This is a genomic window from Mycolicibacterium hippocampi, from assembly GCF_010723735.1.
GTDB classification, from domain to species: domain Bacteria; phylum Actinomycetota; class Actinomycetes; order Mycobacteriales; family Mycobacteriaceae; genus Mycobacterium; species Mycobacterium hippocampi.
Genome location: NZ_BLLB01000002.1, coordinates 3,096,309 through 3,114,697, shown reverse-complemented (window position 1 = coordinate 3,114,697; position 18,389 = coordinate 3,096,309). Strand labels below are relative to the sequence as shown.

22 protein-coding genes and 2 pseudogenes are annotated in these 18,389 nt (G+C 64.1%); 13 read left to right on the top strand and 11 right to left on the bottom strand.

What is annotated here, in order from left to right; translation table 11 throughout:
• Positions 1-474 precede the first annotated feature (474 nt).
• The 7 genes and pseudogenes from istB to G6N53_RS16115 form a co-directional block, all read right to left on the bottom strand.
• A pseudogene (gene istB / locus G6N53_RS16145) lies at positions 475-1,288 on the bottom strand (IS21-like element helper ATPase IstB).
• A pseudogene (gene istA, locus G6N53_RS16140) lies at positions 1,288-2,507 on the bottom strand (IS21 family transposase). Before istA ends, istB begins: the two co-directional pseudogenes overlap by 1 nt.
• 122 nt (positions 2,508-2,629) lie before the next feature.
• Positions 2,630-5,110, bottom strand: a complete 2,481-nt coding sequence (locus tag G6N53_RS16135) for a CHAT domain-containing protein (protein WP_163890011.1) — start codon at positions 5,108-5,110, stop codon at positions 2,630-2,632.
• 157 nt (positions 5,111-5,267) lie between these two features.
• Positions 5,268-5,585 carry a hypothetical protein gene (locus tag G6N53_RS16130; RefSeq protein WP_163890009.1) on the bottom strand — a complete coding sequence of 106 codons (318 nt, stop codon included), beginning with the start codon at positions 5,583-5,585 and terminating at the stop codon, positions 5,268-5,270.
• A 288-nt stretch (positions 5,586-5,873) separates the two neighbouring features.
• Positions 5,874-6,569 (bottom strand): hypothetical protein, encoded by a 696-nt coding sequence (locus tag G6N53_RS16125; protein ID WP_163890007.1) that lies wholly within the window; start codon positions 6,567-6,569, stop codon positions 5,874-5,876.
• A 22-nt stretch (positions 6,570-6,591) separates the two neighbouring features.
• Positions 6,592-6,912 carry a hypothetical protein gene (locus tag G6N53_RS16120; RefSeq protein WP_163890005.1) on the bottom strand — a complete coding sequence of 107 codons (321 nt, stop codon included), beginning with the start codon at positions 6,910-6,912 and terminating at the stop codon, positions 6,592-6,594.
• Complete coding sequence (locus G6N53_RS16115; protein ID WP_163890002.1) at positions 6,909-7,295, bottom strand: hypothetical protein; 387 nt, start codon at positions 7,293-7,295, stop codon at positions 6,909-6,911. The genes G6N53_RS16120 and G6N53_RS16115 overlap by 4 nt, the downstream gene beginning before the upstream one ends.
• A gap of 179 nt (positions 7,296-7,474) precedes the next feature.
• Here G6N53_RS16115 and G6N53_RS16110 point away from each other — a divergent pair, with 179 nt between their 5' ends.
• Positions 7,475-7,855 (top strand): hypothetical protein, encoded by a 381-nt coding sequence (locus G6N53_RS16110; RefSeq protein WP_163890000.1) that lies wholly within the window; start codon positions 7,475-7,477, stop codon positions 7,853-7,855.
• On the opposite strand, the gene G6N53_RS16105 is transcribed toward G6N53_RS16110, so the two are convergent.
• Both G6N53_RS16105 and G6N53_RS29905 read right to left on the bottom strand, forming a co-directional pair.
• Positions 7,852-8,223 (bottom strand): hypothetical protein, encoded by a 372-nt coding sequence (locus tag G6N53_RS16105; RefSeq protein ID WP_163889998.1) that lies wholly within the window; start codon positions 8,221-8,223, stop codon positions 7,852-7,854. The genes G6N53_RS16110 and G6N53_RS16105 overlap by 4 nt on opposite strands.
• Before the next feature lie 93 nt (positions 8,224-8,316).
• Positions 8,317-9,243 (bottom strand): lytic transglycosylase domain-containing protein, encoded by a 927-nt coding sequence (locus tag G6N53_RS29905; protein ID WP_205390393.1) that lies wholly within the window; start codon positions 9,241-9,243, stop codon positions 8,317-8,319.
• Between the two features lie 74 nt (positions 9,244-9,317).
• Between G6N53_RS29905 and G6N53_RS16095 the strand changes: the two genes are divergently transcribed.
• The 8 genes from G6N53_RS16095 (at position 9,318) to G6N53_RS16065 (ending at position 14,526) form a co-directional block, all read left to right on the top strand.
• Positions 9,318-9,524 carry a hypothetical protein gene (locus tag G6N53_RS16095; protein ID WP_163889996.1) on the top strand — a complete coding sequence of 69 codons (207 nt, stop codon included), beginning with the start codon at positions 9,318-9,320 and terminating at the stop codon, positions 9,522-9,524.
• A 395-nt stretch (positions 9,525-9,919) separates the two neighbouring features.
• Positions 9,920-10,051: a hypothetical protein gene (locus tag G6N53_RS30445; RefSeq protein WP_264063017.1), complete on the top strand. Its 132-nt coding sequence runs from the start codon at positions 9,920-9,922 to the stop codon at positions 10,049-10,051.
• A 196-nt stretch (positions 10,052-10,247) separates the two neighbouring features.
• Positions 10,248-10,925: a uracil-DNA glycosylase gene (locus G6N53_RS16090; RefSeq protein ID WP_163889994.1), complete on the top strand. Its 678-nt coding sequence runs from the start codon at positions 10,248-10,250 to the stop codon at positions 10,923-10,925.
• A gap of 363 nt (positions 10,926-11,288) precedes the next feature.
• On the top strand, positions 11,289-11,936 hold the full coding sequence (locus tag G6N53_RS16085; protein ID WP_163889992.1) for a thermonuclease family protein: 648 nt from the start codon (positions 11,289-11,291) through the stop codon (positions 11,934-11,936).
• A gap of 66 nt (positions 11,937-12,002) precedes the next feature.
• On the top strand, positions 12,003-12,215 hold the full coding sequence (locus G6N53_RS16080; protein WP_163889990.1) for a hypothetical protein: 213 nt from the start codon (positions 12,003-12,005) through the stop codon (positions 12,213-12,215).
• A 97-nt stretch (positions 12,216-12,312) separates the two neighbouring features.
• On the top strand, positions 12,313-13,530 hold the full coding sequence (locus tag G6N53_RS16075) for a serine/threonine-protein kinase (RefSeq protein WP_163895950.1): 1,218 nt from the start codon (positions 12,313-12,315) through the stop codon (positions 13,528-13,530).
• An 85-nt stretch (positions 13,531-13,615) separates the two neighbouring features.
• Positions 13,616-13,870, top strand: coding sequence for a hypothetical protein (locus G6N53_RS16070; protein ID WP_163889988.1), 255 nt, complete (start codon positions 13,616-13,618; stop codon positions 13,868-13,870).
• 233 nt (positions 13,871-14,103) lie between these two features.
• The gene (locus G6N53_RS16065; protein ID WP_163889986.1) at positions 14,104-14,526 is read left to right on the top strand and encodes a hypothetical protein; all 423 of its coding nucleotides are present in this window, start codon (positions 14,104-14,106) and stop codon (positions 14,524-14,526) included.
• A 3-nt stretch (positions 14,527-14,529) separates the two neighbouring features.
• Here G6N53_RS16065 and G6N53_RS16060 read toward each other — a convergent pair whose 3' ends face one another.
• Positions 14,530-14,889, bottom strand: coding sequence for a helix-turn-helix transcriptional regulator (locus G6N53_RS16060; protein WP_163895948.1), 360 nt, complete (start codon positions 14,887-14,889; stop codon positions 14,530-14,532).
• A gap of 83 nt (positions 14,890-14,972) precedes the next feature.
• On the opposite strand from G6N53_RS16060, the gene G6N53_RS16055 reads away from it, so the two are divergent.
• The 4 genes from G6N53_RS16055 to G6N53_RS16040 all read left to right on the top strand — a co-directional run bounded on the left by G6N53_RS16055 (position 14,973) and on the right by G6N53_RS16040 (position 17,362).
• On the top strand, positions 14,973-15,449 hold the full coding sequence (locus G6N53_RS16055; protein WP_163889984.1) for an SRPBCC family protein: 477 nt from the start codon (positions 14,973-14,975) through the stop codon (positions 15,447-15,449).
• A gap of 49 nt (positions 15,450-15,498) precedes the next feature.
• On the top strand, positions 15,499-16,221 hold the full coding sequence (locus G6N53_RS16050) for a Clp protease N-terminal domain-containing protein (protein ID WP_163889982.1): 723 nt from the start codon (positions 15,499-15,501) through the stop codon (positions 16,219-16,221).
• A 112-nt stretch (positions 16,222-16,333) separates the two neighbouring features.
• The gene (locus G6N53_RS16045; protein ID WP_163889980.1) at positions 16,334-16,828 is read left to right on the top strand and encodes a hypothetical protein; all 495 of its coding nucleotides are present in this window, start codon (positions 16,334-16,336) and stop codon (positions 16,826-16,828) included.
• Positions 16,829-16,831: 3 nt separating this feature from the next.
• Positions 16,832-17,362 carry a GNAT family N-acetyltransferase gene (locus G6N53_RS16040; RefSeq protein WP_163889978.1) on the top strand — a complete coding sequence of 177 codons (531 nt, stop codon included), beginning with the start codon at positions 16,832-16,834 and terminating at the stop codon, positions 17,360-17,362.
• Here G6N53_RS16040 and zapE read toward each other — a convergent pair.
• Positions 17,338-18,387, bottom strand: coding sequence for a cell division protein ZapE (gene zapE, locus G6N53_RS16035; protein WP_163889976.1), 1,050 nt, complete (start codon positions 18,385-18,387; stop codon positions 17,338-17,340). The two genes, G6N53_RS16040 and zapE, sit on opposite strands and share 25 nt — an antisense overlap.
• Between the last annotated feature and the right edge of the window lie 2 nt (positions 18,388-18,389).

Below are 18,389 nucleotides of genomic sequence, written 5' to 3'. Positions count from 1 at the left end.
TGACCGTCCCATGACGCTGTCGTTGTCACAACTAGAAGGTCGGTAGGCGGCAAGGGTCGCGCTTTGGCAGCTTCGAGTCTCACGAATGATCGCTCAGCGTGTTGCTTGGTACACCAAATCGACACCAGACGATCGTTACTGAGGCGAGTAGCCAAAGGCTTCGCATAGTTGTCGAGATCCCTCTTGTCCAGGAGATCCACAGCCGCCGGCAGTCCCACATCAAGTCGGAGTGCGCAAGGGCCACCGATTGCAGACGAGGATAAGAGCAGAGCGGCGTCGTCGAGGAATGCTCGCAGCTGAATCTGATTTGGATGATCAGACTTTTCCATCGACCACAGTCTCGGAGTGACCCTCAGCTGGTGGCTCTCGCCGTCGGGACGAGCATACCAACGCACGGTCATTAAGATAGCGCATCGTCGGTGTCGGCTCCGGTCGAATCCTGAGCAGCCTGCTCCGGTCGAAAAGTGAGCAGGTTTACGGGGTTGAGTCTGCCTGACGATCGACTTCTACGGAGGGCAGTGACTCGATCGGGGTGTGTTTGATGCGGTAGCTGGCGCCTTTGAGGGCGATGACATCGGCGTGGTGGACGATCCGGTCGATCATTGCCGAGGCGATGGTGGCTTCACCAAAGACCTGTCCCCACCTCGAAAACGGCAGGTTAGAGGTCAGGATGATCGAGGATTTCTCGTATCGCGTCGAGACCAGTTGGAAGAACAGGTTGGCGGCCTCGGTGTCGAATGGGATGTAGCCGACCTCGTCGATGACGATGAGTCCGTATCGGGAGATCTTGCGCAGTTCGGCGTCGAGGCGGTCGATGCGATGCGCTTCGGCAAGGCGGGTGATCCAGCCGGTGGCCGGGGCGAAAGCGACCCGATGTCCAGCGTGTGCCGCAGCGATCGCCAGGGCAGTCGCCAGGTGGGTTTTGCCGGTGCCCGGCGGCCCAGCAGGACGATGTTGCGGGCTTCGGCCAGCCAGCCTCCGCCCTCCAGTCGAGCGATCTGCGCGCGGTCCACAGCGGGTTGGGCGGTGAAGTCGAAATCAGTGATCGTCTTGATCGCCGGGAAACCCGCGTATCGGATCCTCTGTCGGGCACCGGATTCAGCACGGGCATTGGACTCCACCGCCAGCACTGCCCGAGATAGTCCTCGAGTGACCAGTTCGACGCACGGCCTTGCTCGGCGAGTCGGTGATAGTGCGTGGCGATCCGTGGGGCCTTCAATAGCCGGGCCTGATGAGCGATCAGTTTGTCGGCCTCACCTGGAGCTGGGGTGCGTTTCGTGGTGGCCATCAGGCGACCTCCCCGGTTCCGAAGATCGCGTCGTAGGCACTCAGATCGGCGACTTCGACGCTGACATCCAGATGAGCGCCGGCAGCCGGGCGGGTGCGGAACTGCTCGCGTAGCACCGCCGCAGCGGCCACATGTTCCGGCTCAGATACTAATCCTGCTGTTCCCCAGAGTCGTTCATGATCAGCGACCACGCGATCACCGCACAGTGCGATGATTCGGTCCAGACTGGCCCGCACGGTGATCATCCGGCCGATCACCTCCGGATGCACCGAGTAGGCGTTGCCGCCGAGGCTGACGTAGTAGTCGCGGCCCAGCCGCGTGGTCACCGTCGTGCCGGTCACCGGGGCCACTGGCGGCAGGCCGGCCATCGCTACCCGGTCCGCGACCAGTGCATCCGCGGGGATCATCCGGGTGCCCGCGTGGATGCGCCGGTTGGCATACGAGCTCAGCCAGTCGTGCAGCTGAGCGTTGAAATCCTCTGGCGAGGCGAAGGTGCGCCCGGGCAGAAACGAGGTATCCAAATAGCCGTTGGCCCGCTCCACCACCCCCCTTGGTTTCGGGGTCATAGGGTCGGGCCTGAATCAGCCGGGTGCCCAGCACCCCACAGAACCCGGCCACCCCCTTGAGCTAGGCGGCGGCGTTGACCGATCCCGGACTCGTTGTCCCACAACAGGCTCCGCGGCACACCGCCGATATCGCGGGCGATGAGCTGCCACATCCCGGCCAGCAGATCCCCGGTGACCCGCGACGGAATCATCATCGCGGCGATGAACCGCGAGTGGGCAGCGACCATCACGAGCACCGGAAACGACCGCAACACACCGGCGTGATCGGGAACCAGCTGGCCGGGGAACCACAGGTCGCACTGGACCTGCTCGCCGGCCAGATGGACCAACCGATCGCACGGATCGGGCGGCGCGTACTCGGGGCGGATCCTGGTCACGTTCTCGGCGAACCAGGAATGCCCACCAATCCAGCCGACCCTCTCGGCGATCACCGTCGCCGGCATCGTCGGAAAGTCGGTGAGCAGTGCACGCACCGCCGGTTCGATCTGTGCCCAGGCCGAGGTCTGCACCGGCGCTCGCTCATAGCGCGGTGGTACATCCGCCTGCAGCGCTTTGGCCACGGTGTTTCGCGACAAGGACAGCCGCCGCGCGATCGCAGCCTGCGACAGCTTCTCCGACCGATACAGCCGGCGAATCTCCGCCCAATCCTCCACAGTGATCACTCTCCAATCGAAAGGTGAAGTGCTCACTTTTCAACCGGAACTACATGCTCACTTTTCGACCGGAACTGACAGTCGGCGCCAGACTGGTGGTTATGTGCTTGTCCGGTAGCAGATCAAAGGCATCGGGACGAGAGATAATAGGCCGCCCAGACTCGCGGATGGTCGAAGAGGATAGCCTCTGCCGAAGAATTCTCCAGCATGGCAGGGACGTCTAGACCATTCGTCCTCAGAAAATCGGATATCTCGCCTGCAGTCGACGTACGCACCCATATTTGCGTCCTTGACAATGACTCGAATAAGGATTCGATGTGCACTTCAGCCTCATGCGTTAATTCTGAATAAAAACGGCTGGTTACGATGTATGACACTACATCGAATATCGGCCATAAAGTGCTTAACGTGATTCGACAGCCACGATACAGAAGAGCGGTATTTATTCCTAAGAATTCATCCGCCAACACAGTAGTGGATTGGTGACCCGACTGGCACGAACTTATCGTCGCAAGAAGAAGATTGCGTATTGGTTTGTGCGCCAGAATGAATGTAACGGCCCATGGGCCATCCTCAAACAGCATAGACGCGAACTCGGGCTCGAATACCGTTGCAATTGAATGACCAGAAAAATGAATAAGATTACTCTGCGGGAGAGCGGCGGCGAAATCAGCGACGCTGGCCTGATTGACCACCGATACCTGAGCGCCAGCGGTGGACAGGAAGTGGTCCAACGAGTTGATCTCGGAATCGGGGTACGTAAGAACGGGCATATCTGGAATCCAAGACGTAGTCTGAACACTCATTGCGGTTGCGGAGAATTCGGTGTCTAGAGGCAGTGAGTACCGCCGAGAAACGGTGTGCGTTCTGCTCGGAACGACTACAACGAAGGGGTAGTGTACCGAGTCGTCAACACATAGCGCCGCGCTCACAGGTAGCGTCACGTATAGTCCACCAAGAATGAGACATACTCCCCGGTTTTCAGGAATCATGCTTTGTATTGCCGCGGAAAGCGGCGCTAAAATTTCAAAGGCTCTCGCCGTCGCGGCTGTCAAATGGTTCGGCATTCCACCGACTTGGGCGTGCATCAGACCGACTGACTCATCGGCGAAGGAAAAATGTAAGTCCGAGAGCGTGGCGCCATCGATGTCTTCGACAAAGACGCCGGACGCCGATCCTCGCTGGTCCTCCGGTCCGACGATTACGTATGTTCCCTTAGGAGAATGCATGACGTACACCCATGATGGTGGGTCAGTTGGCTCAGTTGACGGGAGGTCGCACTCGCGCGACTCTTGTGCGTGCGTCGAGTAAAGAAGCACGCGCGAGTTCTCGATCACGGAGATAGCGCTGTCCCACAATCCGTGTTCACAAAGGTCGCACGCAACGAAGCGCATATGCGCAGGATTCTCGCGCAGGAACATTTCAAGCCGCTTTGCGTCACGTTGCCTGCTGATCTCTCCGAACGCATCGGCGATAGCAAGCAATAAGTCGACAGGGGGTTGTTCTCCGACGTATCGAGCCATGCCTGTAACGTAGGATCCGCGGCGTATCAGTTGCTCCGGGGTGAATTCGCTTGCATAGTCGGTAATCAGGTTAAGCATATTTTGATAAGCCTCGCCGGCTGGCAGCAGATTTACATCGATTTCTGCCGCTTGCCAGCGACAGCCCAACCGCGCCGTATAGTCCGACTCATTATCACCTTCAACCGCCAACAATAGCCTGTCACGCGCCGCTCTCAACATGTCAGCGTCTTCTTCGGCTGGCGAGGAATCTGTAAGCTCCAGAAGCCAGTCCGGAACAGTTTCATAACCATAACTTGTCGGATTCTTCCGAATGCTGTCGGCGATCATATTGGGCATTTCTGGCGCCCATCTTTGCGCTGCTACAGGTAGTTCAGTTACGTGCTCTAGAAGCGCATCTGCGATCTTTTTGTTTAGACGCTCCCGATATAGATTCATCTCTACGCGAGATATCATTGACTGAGAGGCGACTGACACAGTTTCGCCATAAGTTTGAAAGATCTGTGCGGCCCGGTCGTACGCGTCCTTTGATGCTTCGAGATTGGCGATTCTGTCAGACGTAGATGAAGATTTGAGCCGATCATAATACATGCCGAGTGCGGCTTCCGAGTAGCCCCAATCGACGGAACCGGGCTGCTTATGTTCGAATCCCAAGTCAATTAGACTCTTAATGAGTCTGAACTCGCTCTCCGTAATACTTGATTTCTCTAGCAACGCCACGGCTGCGTTTGTGAAGGGGATAGCGGCACTGCCCATCTCACCGATGTCGACAAACCCGCGTCCAGCGCGCCGCATCCATTTTGATGCCTCAACGCTCGCTGCATCCCCATCCATTGAGGGGTAACGCGCATAGATCGAGCCCATGACGTCGAGGATGTCGAATTGCTCTCCAGTGAATCCGTAGTTCCCGGCGATTTGGTAGGCGAACCCGAGTTGCTCGGCAGCTGCTAGATAATCTTGAGGCTCTCTAGCCTCCCGAACCATTTGCTTCCCACGCTCGTGCGCGGGCGGTGCCTCGAACACGCTAGCGTTTCCAGCCCGCCTCTTCCCCGCTTCGAAGGCGGTAACGATTTCGTCGGGCATCAAGACTGCCTTTTCATGGGGTTGAATGAATTCGTCTGCGGATCCTAGTCGCGTGTGGTCCTCCTGTAGGGGACCTCCACCGCGACTAGGAGTTAGGCATGCAGTTGGCGGTTGCGCCGCCGTCTACCGGCCTGCCGACTGCCCCCACAACACTCGCTTAGATCTGCGACTCGTCCCACGGCTCGTCGGGCGTCGTCGCAACCACTGACTCCGGACTTGTTCTCGACATGCTCCCCGCGGCAGCGAGGTCGATCGCGTGAATTTCGGCCGCGATATCGCGCTGCTGCTTGATCAATGCCGCGAACGCCGGACCCGCGGTCTTCGGATCGTCGATGGCCTTCGCGATCCGATACTGCAACGCGACGAGCAGCTTTCGACGATCACCACTCCTTGCAGCATCGACAACCGACATCGGCGCGGCCTTCCGCGGAGTCCGCTTCGCCGGCGCCTTCTCATCCGGCGTCACGGCGCGCAATCTGCGTTCGGTCAAGTCGGAAATTCCTTCTGCTCGCGTGTGAAAAAAATGAGGCGGAGGGGGCGGTGCCTATGCCTCGGGGGGCGGCGAGGTACCGGGGGTAGGGTCACCCCCCCTGGGTGCTGAGCGGCTCATGCGTGGGTTGGGTTTGGTCGTCGCGGCCTGGCGCTGCGGCGGAGCGCCGGGAATGGTTCTGCGCGCACTGGCCGCGAGGTGTCTGTGTGGTGCATCGCTGCGTCCGTCACTGCTAGGCGACGTCGACGTCCTGGTCGTCGTTTTGGTGTGCAGCTACGCGTGCGGTGAAGGTTTCGAGGGTGGCGAGATGGAGCGGCACGCCGTGGCATGCGAGGGTCCAGGCGTCGACGTGGCGTCCGGTCGCCACCGTGGGCTTGACGGTGGCGGCATCGGAATCGGTGAAGATGAGATACCGCTGCCCGGTGTCGACGCGGGCAGCGGCGGCGAACGCGGCGAACCCTGACGCGGCGGCGACCCAGACCTGATGGCGTGCTGCGCGTCGTTCCAATGTTGGACGGCGTCGAGTCCGGCGGCGATGATCGTCGCGGTGTCGGCGAGGTCGTGGGTCGGCAGTTTGGCCGCGGCTGCGGCGAGGGCAGCTGAATGCCGTTCGATGGCGTCTGCCCACGCCGCGAGGATGTCGTCGGCGTGCTCGACGAGGGCGGCTCGGCGTCGGCTCATTGCGCGGGCCTGGGCGGCTTCAGTGACGCCGTGGGACTGGAAGTTGGCGATCATGCGGTCGAGTGCGTTGCGTTGCACGGCCGGGTCGTTGTGGTAGTCGCGGCCAGCTTCGAGGGCGTCGAGGATGGCGCTGTTGAGGTCGCCGCTGATACCGACCATCGTTTCGGCGGCGTGGACGAGCGCGTCGGCTTGGTCGAGTTGCTTGGTGAGGGTCGGCGGTAGTGGCACGCCGATGGTGTGGGCGGCGTTGCGGATTTGCGTGACGTAGAAGCGGGGCGTGATTTGCATGGGTGTGGGTTCCTCTCGGGGACTATGGGTTTCGACGGGGTTGGGTGGATCGGTTTGCGATGCCGCGCAGGAACGCTGCGGCGCTTTCCTCGTCGGTGAGGGTCGCGTCGGGTGAATCGTCGGTGGGGTTGGTTCCGTCGTTTTCGGGCTCGGCTGAGCCGAATAGGTTGGCGAGTTCGGCCATCCACTCGCGCGGGTGCGCAGATTCGGAGAGGGCTTGGAGGAACTGCCGTTCGACTTCGCCCTCTTCCGGTGCGGGCAGCTTCGCTGCCCGTTCGGTGAGTTCTTTCAGTTCGTCGTCGGTCAGCGAGGCGATGATTCGGGCGTGCTCTTGCCGGTTCACTGTTGGCCGCCGAGGTGTTCGCGGAGGGCGAGTTCGTCGACAAACCAGCGGCCGGCGATCCTGCGGCCGCCGAGTTGCGGCGCCAGTCGGCGAGCTTGCCGGTCCGAGATGCCCAGGCGTTCAGCTGCGTCGGCGAGCGGCACGGTTGGTTGGTTCACGGCGACAGCCTTGCTGACGGCCGGCGAACGGACGTCCGAGTGACCGGCTGCGGCCGTCGCAGCGGCGAATTCGCACGCCAAGGCCTCGTAGGTCTGATACGGAACGCCGGACAGCTTGCGGTGTTTGACGGCGATCAGGGCACAGTCTCGCGCCGCTCGCAGCGCCGAACCGGACAGGACCACGAATCCGCCGGCGCGAATCAGGCCGGACTCTGCGGCGGTCATGAGTCCGCCTCGGAAGCGATGAGCGTGGCCGGCGTCCCGGTCCTCGACGGCATTCCGCCAGCCGTTATCACCCCTGCGTTCATACCTACGCCTGGCGTATCACCAGTGCGTTGCGGCAGGCCGCAGACCCCCGCCGGGGGCCTCCCGCCCCTCCCCTTTGGCGCGGTAGCGTTGGGGCCGTGCGGCTTCGCGGTGCGTTCTTCTGTGACCACGTCGAGCCGTCGCCCAGCGGGGGCATGGACATCCGCAACGCAGGCTGGTCGTCGGTGCGGCTACCCGTCGACGAATCGTGGCTTGTGCTGGTGTGCGACGTCGCGGGTGACGACGCCGGAAAGCACTTCACGATGTTCATGGACGTGCTCGCACCGAACGGCCAGGAGGCGAAGCCTGCCCTCAAGCTGGAGAAGCCGGTCCCGGTGGGCACGATGTTTGTCGCGCTGACGCTCCAGCCGATGGCGCAGCATGATGTGCCGGGCCGATACGTCTACACGTTCCGCCTTGAGGGTGCGGCCGAGACGGAGTGGGTCGTCGTTCCGCTCGACGTCCGGTTCACTGACTAGTTGAGCAGCGCCACGATGTTGCCCGCGCAACCAACGAGGATGCCGAGCACGATGATGCCCGGGCCACGCACTGCCTGCCAGCCTGATGGGATGTGGATGTGCTTGACGCCGGGGTGGTCGGGGACGTCGCGGATGAAGCTCTTGCCGGTCGCGAGGATGCCAACGATCTCCATCGCGGCGCTGGTGACGAACAGGATAATCAGGATGTTGTTGTGCACGGCTGCGCATTTAACTCCAGCAGGGTGCAGCGGTGTCGGCGCACGGCTGGCGCAGGTGCGTACTGGGCAGAGTGTCACTGCCGTGATGGTGCGCCCTTGCCCCTTCTCGTTGTGGGTTTGACGCTGCCGCGCGCCTGTCTGGTTGCTCATCATCCGCGGGTGGTCGCCAATCGTGCTTGCCGCTCCAGGCTTTGGTGCATCTGGTCTCTCTGCTGATCACCGCGGGCTCACAACCGGTCACGTTTAGGTGTCGCCGCCGCGCACTGTGGCGGTGGATGGCCGGTTCTGCTCGGCGCGCATCACCTGCCCCGACGGGGTGTCGGTGAACAAACCGGGTACTGAGCCGACGAGTGCGCTCGAGACGACGTTGGCGACGTTCGTGGCGACCTTGCCGATCTGTTGGGCGCCGCCGGCGATCATCGATGCCGCAATGCCGCCGAGCGGTCCCGCTCCGGCGGCGCCGGCGCCCATGGATGCCGCGGTGGCGGCGAGGTTGCCCGCGACAGAGGCTGTCGACGCGATGCCCTGGTTGATCCACGGCAGCGTGTGATCGAGACCGGACGGCGGGGCCACGATGCCGAGCGGCGGCTGTCCGCCTGCGGCGCCAGGCCCGATCGCGGGGCCCGACTGTGCGGGTTGCGGAGGCTGTTGAGCCACCGGGGGCGGCGGCCCGGTCGGCGGCTCCTGAGCGATCGGCGCTGGCAGCTGCTTCATCGGCACCCGCGGCTGCTGCTGCGGGATCTTGGTCTGCGCGTCCGGCACCTGCGGGCGCGGTGTCGGCTGCGGCTTGGTGACCTGCTTGGCCATCGCCTGCACAGCTTTGCCCTGATCATGGGTCAGCACCGGCTCGCGATCACCGGTGTTGTTGATCGCCAAACTGACACCCTTCGGCAGCCAGCCACCGACGTCGTACCAGTTGTTCTGGTCGTGGAAGTTCAACGCCTCCAGCGGTGATCCGTTGTACCGCTGCTTGAGGTACCGGAACACGTAGTCGAGTTGCTGCGCCGGATCGGAAGTGAACGCGCCACCGACATCGTCCCACGTCGTGTCCAAGAACTGGCCCAGCCCGTACGCCGTCGAACCCGAGTTCTTCGCCGTCGGATTCCACGACGACTCCCGAGTGATCAACAGTGCTCTGTTGATCAACTTGATTCTGAGCGGATTGTTCACAGAGAGTTAGGACGATTGGTGCGGACCTGCAAGTCTGCCGGTTCCGCATCCTTGACGAGCGAGGGGGAAGTGACATGACGATGAAAGCCGTGCTGGCGACGACCGCATTGCTGGCGGCCTCGATATTGGGAGCGGGAGTTGCGCACGCGGACTACATCGACTTCGGGACGAACCAGGTGGCGTGCAAGGCTGCGGCTCGACAGGCGAACGCCTCCGGTTACGGCTACTCGTACTGCTATGAGACCGGGCCGGGACACTACTCGCTGTACCTCGCGGACTAGCCCGTCCTTGGTCTTCCGCGCTCCCAAAGGTTCTCGGAGAGGGAAGAACATTGATGAAGAAGATTGCGACCGCTGCCCTGGCAGCAATGGCCGTGGCCGTGGCGGGATGTACCGGAACGGGTTCCCACCCGCTCGCCTCGACGGTGACGGTAACTGCACCGGCTACCGTGACCGTGACCGTGACGGAGTCCGCAGCCCCAGCGCCAGGAGGGTCGTCACCGTCCCCCACGGCGGAACCGGCGACTCCGGTCGCGTTCCAGTACGGTCCCAACGGTGCCTATGCGGTCGGTCAGGCGCGCGGAGGACTCACCCAAGTGATAGCGCCAGGCCGGTACCGCGTAGAAGGCGTGAATGGCTCGGGCTTCCTCAAACAATGCGACAGCGTGATCTGCGACATGACCGGGACCGAACATGTTGTCGACACCACGATCACCCAATCGGGCGTGCCGACAATTCTCGACATACCCGGAAGTGCGAGTGTCGTGGCGGTCTACCTGTTCGACACCACGGCGACCCCGCTGGAGTAATTCGCGCAATCGACGACCACCGCCTCAAGCCGAATGCCACGAGCTGTTGCGGGTGTCCTACCGCTGCAGCGCTATGAGATTCAGGCCGGATGCACATCCGCGGCGGGCGAGTGCCAACGATCCGCTACACCCGCGGGGCCAGCCATGCCATGGTGTATTCGATGCCCGCAGAAAATCGAGGAGGAGCCACAAGCGGATGACGACCTTGGAGGGCGACGATGATTCTCGTCGTCAGCGAAAAAACCTGCTAGACAACGAGATTCGAGCTTGTCGGCGTTGCGACGGCATGAACAAGGCAGGTGTAACCCAGGCGGCGCCCGGCTGGGGCGATCTGCATTCACCGGTCATGATCATTGGACAAAGCCTCTGCAAGCAGTGCATGAAGCCGCAGGAGCCGTTCTTTGAAGGAAGCGGAAGTCTGCTGAACCAGATTCTGCGACTCGCGGGCCGCGCCAAGGATGAAACCTTTATCAGCAACGTGGTGCATTGTCACCCACCCAAGAACCGAAGGTCGCACGACCACGAGATCGTGAATTGCTCCTCGTATCTGCATCGTGAGCTTGAGCTCGTTCGTCCGCGACTGGTTATCGGTCTCGGTAAAGATGCCCAACGTGTTCTGTCATTTTTTTATCCCTCTGCGCGGGTATCGCCGTGGCCTTTCGGCGTTCCAACTGGTAGGCGACCCAGAGGGCCTTATCTACTTTGCGCAAAGCATCCTTCCTGGATCAAACGCCAGCACAACGACGCCCTCGAACAGGAGTACGTGAGCAGTTTGGCGCACGCACTGCGGTGGGGTTTTCAGAGTGCGACACATCTTCCCGAACCGACATGCGCTGGAATGGCCGACATCAACGGTGAGGCCTCGCGCGCATGAGGAACTGACACCATGGGGCGCGTTTCCTTGCTCCGAACCCAGGTGGTGCCGACCCGCCCCCTCGGAACGTGGCTATCCAAGTCAAAGTTCGTCGGGTGAGAACGGAACATGGTGCGTGCCGACGTTAAACAGCACTCCGACGGTCAGTCCATCACCGTCATCGGGAAGGTACTGATGCGAGGTAGCGATGGTTCCGTAGCACTCGCCACAAACTACAGTTGGCTCGCCACAGTCACTCGACTTTCATACCCTGCACCAATTCCTGGGTTTGCGACCGGCCGGCGGCAGTGGCAACGGTCGCGGCCCCACCTCATAGTGGAGAACACTTTGAGAAAACTCCTTCGTTTCCTTCCTTTCGCCACGATGGTGCTCGCGGTTTCAGGGTTTCTCGCGCCGGCGACGGCGTCCGCCGATCCGGTCAACACCACAGCCGACGTGCTCCGGGTCGTCGACGGCGACACCATCGACATCCGTGATGACAACCGCGGCCGCCTCCGCGTGCGGGTCCTCGGCATCGACACACCCGAGACGAGCAAGCCCGGCTACACCGTCGGGTGCTGGGGCCCGGAAGCGACGGAGTTCGCGAGAGCGACTCTGCTCGGGCAGCGCGTCGCGCTGGAACTCGACCCGACACAAGACCGGACCGACAGCTACGGCCGCACGTTGGCTTACCTGGTCCGAGGCGACGGATGGGACTATTCGGTCGAGGCAGCGCGCGCCGGCACCGCCCGGTCCTACGTCTACGGCGGCAACCCCGTCAGTCGACATGACACGATCCAGGCTGCGGAAAGCGAAGCCAGAGCTGCCGGCCGTGGCCTGTGGGGCCCGCCCTGTTTTGGTGACACCACATCGACGCCGGCCCACACCGCGCCTGCTGCCACGCGACCGGCCGGCACCCACTACGACACCTGCGCTGACGCGCGCGCCGCGGGCGCCGCTCCCCTGCTGGTCGGCCAGCCGGGGTACCGCTCGGGACTGGACGGGGACGACGACGGTGTCGCCTGCGAGTAGCGGCGCGGCTGTTTTGTCGGTGGCAGATGCCAAGGTGGAGATCCATCTCACCGAAGGACACGCGCCATGCCTTTCACCCCACCTCTGAGCGCCGGCGACCTGCGCGACGGCTGGCGTTCGCTGGCCCAGCACCTCACCGCAGACCAGGTGGAGCACCTCTCGGCGATGGAACGTCACCCGGCCTACGCCTTCCGGCCGGGGTTTCTGCTCCTCGAAGCGCTCGAGCTCATCCAGCCCGGCTGGGCTGCCGAATACGCCGTAGCGCTCGCCGTCCGATAGCTGCATCACCGGCGCAGGGTTAGCGGCCCAGCCCCGGGGCTATTCTCCTTCCGTGCCAGAGGGACGGCTGTTGGTGGACCGCTACGACCTACGCGGAATGCTGGGACGTGGCGGGATGGCCGAGGTCCACGACGGCTGGGACACCAGGCTCGACCGTCCGGTCGCGGTGAAGCTGCTGCATCCGGGTCTGGACGCCCAGCCCGACAACCGGGACCGGTTCCTCGCCGAGGCCCTGGCTGCAGCCTCGCTGAACCATCCGAACATCGTCGCGGTCCATGACAGCGGTGAGGACGACGGCACCCCGTTCATCGTCATGGAACGGCTGCCCGGCGCGACCCTCGCCGACGAGATCGCGCACGGACCGCTGCCGCCGGCCAGGGTGCGGTTGATGCTCGACAACATCCTCGGCGCGATGGCCGCGGCGCACGCCCAGCAGATACTGCACCGCGACATCAAACCGGGCAACATCCTTCGCGCCGCCGACGGCGACGGATACAAACTGGCCGATTTCGGCATCGCGAAAACCGGTGGGGCGGCGTACACCATGACGGGTCAGATCATCGGGACCATGGCGTACCTGAGCCCCGAGAGGCTTTCTGGGGCGCCCGCTTCGGTGGCCGACGATCTGTATGCGGTCGGTGTCGTGGGCTACGAAGCTCTCACCGGTCGGCACCCGTTCGGCCGCGACGAGAACGTCGGCGCCCTGGCCAAGGCGATCCTCTACGACACTCCACCGCCGCTTCGCGCAGCGCGCCCCGATGTCGACCCGCAACTGGCAGCGCTCATCGAACGCAGCATGTCCCGCGAGCCCGGCCTGCGCTTCGCCACCGCCGACGACATGCGTGCCGCCCTGCACGGCCGGGTACCGGTGCCGCCCGCCGGTTCGGGCGGAGCACCCCGGCCCGCCACCAAGGTTCTCGAACCATCCTCCACGGCAACGGCATTCGCTGTACCGATGCATCCTGGTCAGCCACTGCCCGGTGACGTCCACCGGAACCGGAAGACGAAGCGGGTTCTCGCCGCAACAGGCGTCGTCGCCGCGTTGGCAGTGACAGCCTTGGCGGTGGCGCTGGATTCACCGACCACCGTCCCCGCCCAGCCCGTCAGCGAGAGCACCACCTCCGAGCCGGCGCCCGCACCACCGAGCACACCGCCTCCACCACAGCCGACCGCGAACACCCTGGCTCCCCCGTCGGCGCCGACACCGGTCGTTCAACCGTCCGATGCGGGGGTGCAGCCTCCCGGCTTGGGCAACCGCGACAAGAGGGGCAACGGGAACAAGGGCAACAACGGCAAAGGTGACAAAAAGAACTGACGTCCCGGCAGAAATCCCCCTTGACGACGGGGTTAATACCGCAGTATGCGGGTAACCGTTCGGTCACAATCTTTCCGTCAGCAACGTGCACGAAAGCGATACGACCATGCAGGACAAGATCGACACGGACACCCTCGGCATCTGCCCCGCCTGCGGTTATCCCAGGTTCGGGGTCGGCCTGTGTGCCTACTGCCGCCCGGTACAGGCCATGCGCGGCCCCTACGACTTCACGTCGACTCCTGCAGCATTCCAGCCTCGATTCAGTCCGGCCGCCGCGGCGTCGGTCGTCGGGTCGGAATCAGACGTCGCGGACGCCGGCGCTCCGCTACCGACCGGATAGCGGCCGCTGGGATCTGTTTCCAAGTAGTGATCTATCTATTAGGTCGTTCTCAGCTTCGGGTCGTAACTTCGCTATCAGCACAACAGACAACCCCGATAAGCTCGGCCCGCCACCAACCCCCCGGGTGGCGGGCCGAGATCGTGTTTGCTGCTCTGGAAACCTGACGACGACCCCGCGGCAAGCGCTAATGTTCGCGGTACGCCAGCATGGTTCAGACAACCCAGGGGTAGGACATGATTCGCGAGATTCTCGCGGCGACCGCCGTCGCCGCTGCCGCCGTGTGCTCAGCGCCGACAGCGGTAGCCGAGCCGGGTCCGATGTACCCCGACAATCCGGGCCGGTACGCCACCGACGTCCCCGGCATGATCTACGACGCCCGACTCACCGCGCCCTGCACCAACATGGAACGGTTCACCTTCGGCCGGGGTAAGGGCGGCGAAGCGTTGCAGTGCCGCTGGATCCCCAACCAGTGGCCGCCGGTGTACACCGGGTTCTGGCAGATCGCGTACGAACTGCACGGTGTCCAGGAAATCGGTGCGCGGTGCCCTAAGCCCCAAGCCGCCGCGCAGGCCCCCGACGGCCGGCCGTTGCTGTGCGTCGGCGCTCAGGGCTGGCAGCCCGGAATCCTCACCAGCGCCGGCTTCACCCCGCTCTGACGCTCAGCAACTGCGCAGCGTACGGCTGGGCTCGGTACCGAAAACCTGCTTGTAGGCGCTGCTGAACCGACCGGGATGACTGAACCCGCACCGGCCCGCGATGGAGGTCACGGTGTCGAGAGCCGGATCGGCCGACTGCAGCTCGCGGTGGGCCCGTTCCAGCCGGACCCGCCGCAGATACTCCAGTGGTGTTGTGCCCAGATGCTCTCGGAACGCGTACTGCAGGGCACGCGGGGTCACGTCGCTCGCCGACGCGATGTCGCGAATCGTGATCTCGTACTGCGCGTTGTCGTGAATGAAATCCAACGCCCGGCGCAGCAACCGCGGTTGCGTGGTTGTGGTCCCTCGGCTGTCCGGCCTCATCGAGGTGTCGAGTTCCCAGACTTCGCGCACAGCGAAACCCCCAAGTGATCGATACCACTGCCCGGCCTGACACGATCGGGACCATGACCGACCGCATCGAGGTGTCACGCACCATCCCCGCCCCCGCCGCCGAGATCTTCGCTGTCCTGTGCGACCCGCACGGCCACGTCGCGATCGACGCGACCGGCATGTTGCAGGACGCCGACGGTCAACCCGTTCGCGCTGTCGGTGACACCTTCGTGGTGCACATGGACCGCGAGGCCCTCAACGACTTTCCGTTGGGTCGTTATGACGTGACGGTGCAGATCAGCGCGTACGAGCAGGACACGTTGATCGCGTGGACGATCCTGGGTCAGATCAAACCGCAGATCGGCCACGTCTACGGCTACCGCCTTCAGCCGGCCGAGGAAGGCACCCTGGTGACCTCGTTCTACGACTGGTCCGACATCGACCAGCACTGGCGCGACGCCGACATCTTCCCTGTCGTGTCCGAAGGTGCGCTACGCGCCACCTTGGGGATTCTCGACCGAACTGCCCGGCGGGGCTACCCCCGCGGCTGACCGTCAACCGATGGTTGACCGAAGCCATCCGTCAACCTAGAGTTGACGCATGAGTGATGCCGCCAAGATCCGCAATCCCGTCCGCCTCGACGACCTCATCGAGGTCATCAGGAACGTCCACGCCGAACCCCTCGAACAGCTGACCGACGCCGTTCTGGCCGCCGAGGCCCTGGGCGACGTTGCCGACCACCTCATCGGCCACTTCGTCGACCAGGCCCGTAGATCGGGCGCGTCGTGGACCGAGATCGGCCGGTGCATGGGCGTCACCAAGCAGGCGGCCCAGAAGCGTTTCGTCCCGAAGACCCCCACCAACGCCGCGGCGATGGATCCCAACGACGGCTTCAGCCGGTTCACCCCCCGGGCCCGAAACGTCATCGTCGAGGCGCAGAACAAGGCTCACGCCGCCGGCAACCCCGAGATCCAGCCTGCACATCTGGTGCTCGGCCTGTTCGCCGACCCGACCGGTCTGGCAGCACGCCTGATCGCCGGGCAGGGAATCGACCTCGCCACGGCCGCAGCCGCGATCACCCTGCCACCGCGAGTGGCCGAGGTCCCGGCCCTGATCCCGTTCGACGCGCGCGCCAGAAAGGCGCTCGAGCTGACGTTCCGCCAGGCCCTGCGGCTCGGCCACAACTACGTCGGCACCGAGCACCTGCTGCTGGCGCTCCACGAGGAAGAAGACGAGGACGGCACGCTGCACGGCATCGCCATCGACTGGGAACGCTTCGAACGTGAACTGCTCGCTGCCCTGGAAGCGTTCACCACGAACTGATCTCAGCCACCCGAGGCAACACCCGAGGCAAGGTGTCCTGACCGCGAACCGCCACCACCCCCGTCGCCGGGTGTGCGATCATGCGAAGCACGCCTACGAGGGGACCCACAACATGCGTCGCTGGCTTGTGCTGCTGATCGCCACCATGGCAGCGCTCGGAACTGTGCTGGCACCGTCGGCGTCGGCGGCCAAGATCCCGATCGGGCGACTGGGTGAGCCACTGCGCGTCGAGTTCGAGGGCCTGGTCGCCGATGTCACCGTCAACAATATCCTGCCCTCGCCGGTACCCCCGGGCTTCGGCTATCCGCCGCGGGCGCCGCGCTACCAGGTCTACCGCGCCGACATCACGATCACGCCGGTGCAGGTGCCCACGCCCTACGCGATGGCCATCACCTACCAGTTCCGCGGGGTGACCCCGACCGCCGACGCCTACGAGCCGCGCAACAGCGACTCCCCCGATGCCCTGCAGTTCGGCATGCAGAACGCCCGGGTGGGCCAGACGTTCACCGGCGGGGTGTGGTGGGACTGCTACCGCGACCTGGTGTCCAATGTCGTGCTGCTGGACAAGATCACCGGCACCCGACTGGCGCAGTGGAACGTGGCCTGACGCTTGACCGTTGAGATCGAGTCGGCCACCTCATCGCGGCTGGCCGAACTCGCCGACGTCGCCGCCCGCACCTTCCCGCTCGCCTGCCCCCCGTCGGCCACCGCGGACGACATCGCGGCCTTCGTCGCCGGGAACCTGAGCCCGGCACGCTTCGGCGACTACCTGGCCGACCCCGACCGGGTGCTGCTCACCGCCACCTCGGCCGGGCGGATCGTGGGCTACGCCATGATGATTCGCGGTGTGCCCGACGACCCCGACGTGCTGCGCGCGGTCACGCTACGCCCGGCGGTCGAGCTGTCGAAGATGTACGTGCTGCCCGACTCCCACGGGGTGGGAGTGTCCGCCGCGTTGATGTCGGCGGCGCTGGCGAAGGCCGAGACACTGGCTGCGGCGGGGGTGTGGCTCGGCGTCAACCAGCAGAACCGGCGCGCCCAACGCTTCTATGCCAAACACGGGTTCACGGTCTGCGGGACCAAGTCCTTTCGGCTGGGCACCGCCGTCGAGCAGGACTACGTGATGGTCCGCCCGGCCTGACCGGCGGCGGTCAGCGCCAACAGCCGTGACGTGGCGCGCAGATACTTCTTGCGGAACCCGCCGGCCAGCATCTCGGTGCTGAACACGGTGTCCAGCTTGGCACCTGAGGCCACCACCGGGATTCCGGCGTCATAGAGCCGGTCGGTCAGCGACACCAACCGCAACGCGACGCTCTGGTCGTCGATGGGGCGAACGCCGGTGATGAACACCTCCGAGACCCCTTCGATCAGCGACAGATAACGCGACGGGTGCATGGTGGCCAGATGCGCGCACAGCGCGTCGAACTCGTCGAGCGTCGCACCGGGAACCGTCGCCGCCCGCTCGGCGACCTCGGCGTCACTCAGCGGCTCCGGCGCCGGCGGAAGGTCACGATGGCGGTAGTCCGGACCCTCGATGCGCACGGTGGTGAACATCGCTGCCAGCGTGTTGATCTCCCGCAGGAAGTCCTGGGCGGCGAACCGGCCCTCCCCCAACTGTTCCGGCAGCGTGTTGGAGGTGGCCGCGATCGACACACCACGTTCGACGAGCGCCGACAACAACCTCGAGATCAACGTGGTGTTGCCGGGGTCGTCGAGCTCGAACTCGTCGATGCAGACCAGCACATAGTCGGAGAGCAGGTCGATGCACTCGACGAACCCGAACACCCCGGCCAGCTGCGTGAGCTCGCCGAACGTGGCGAAGGCCCGCTTGAACTCCGCAGGACCGGACACCGCGTAGTAGGACGACGCCAGCAGGTGGGTCTTACCGACACCGAATCCCCCGTCGAGATACACCCCCGCCCCGGGCAGCACCTCACGTTTGCCGAACAGCTTCTTCTTGCCGGCCCGCCGCTGCACCGCCTGCTCGCAAAACCGCCTGCACGCCTGCACCGCCGCAGCCTGGGAAGGCTCGGCCGGATCCGGCTTGTAGCTGTCGAAGCTGACGTCGGCGAAGGTGGGCGGCGGGATCAGCTGGGCGATCAGCCGCTCCGGGGTGACACTGGGCCGTCGATCGACCAGACGCCCCACATCGCTGGACCCGTGCATGC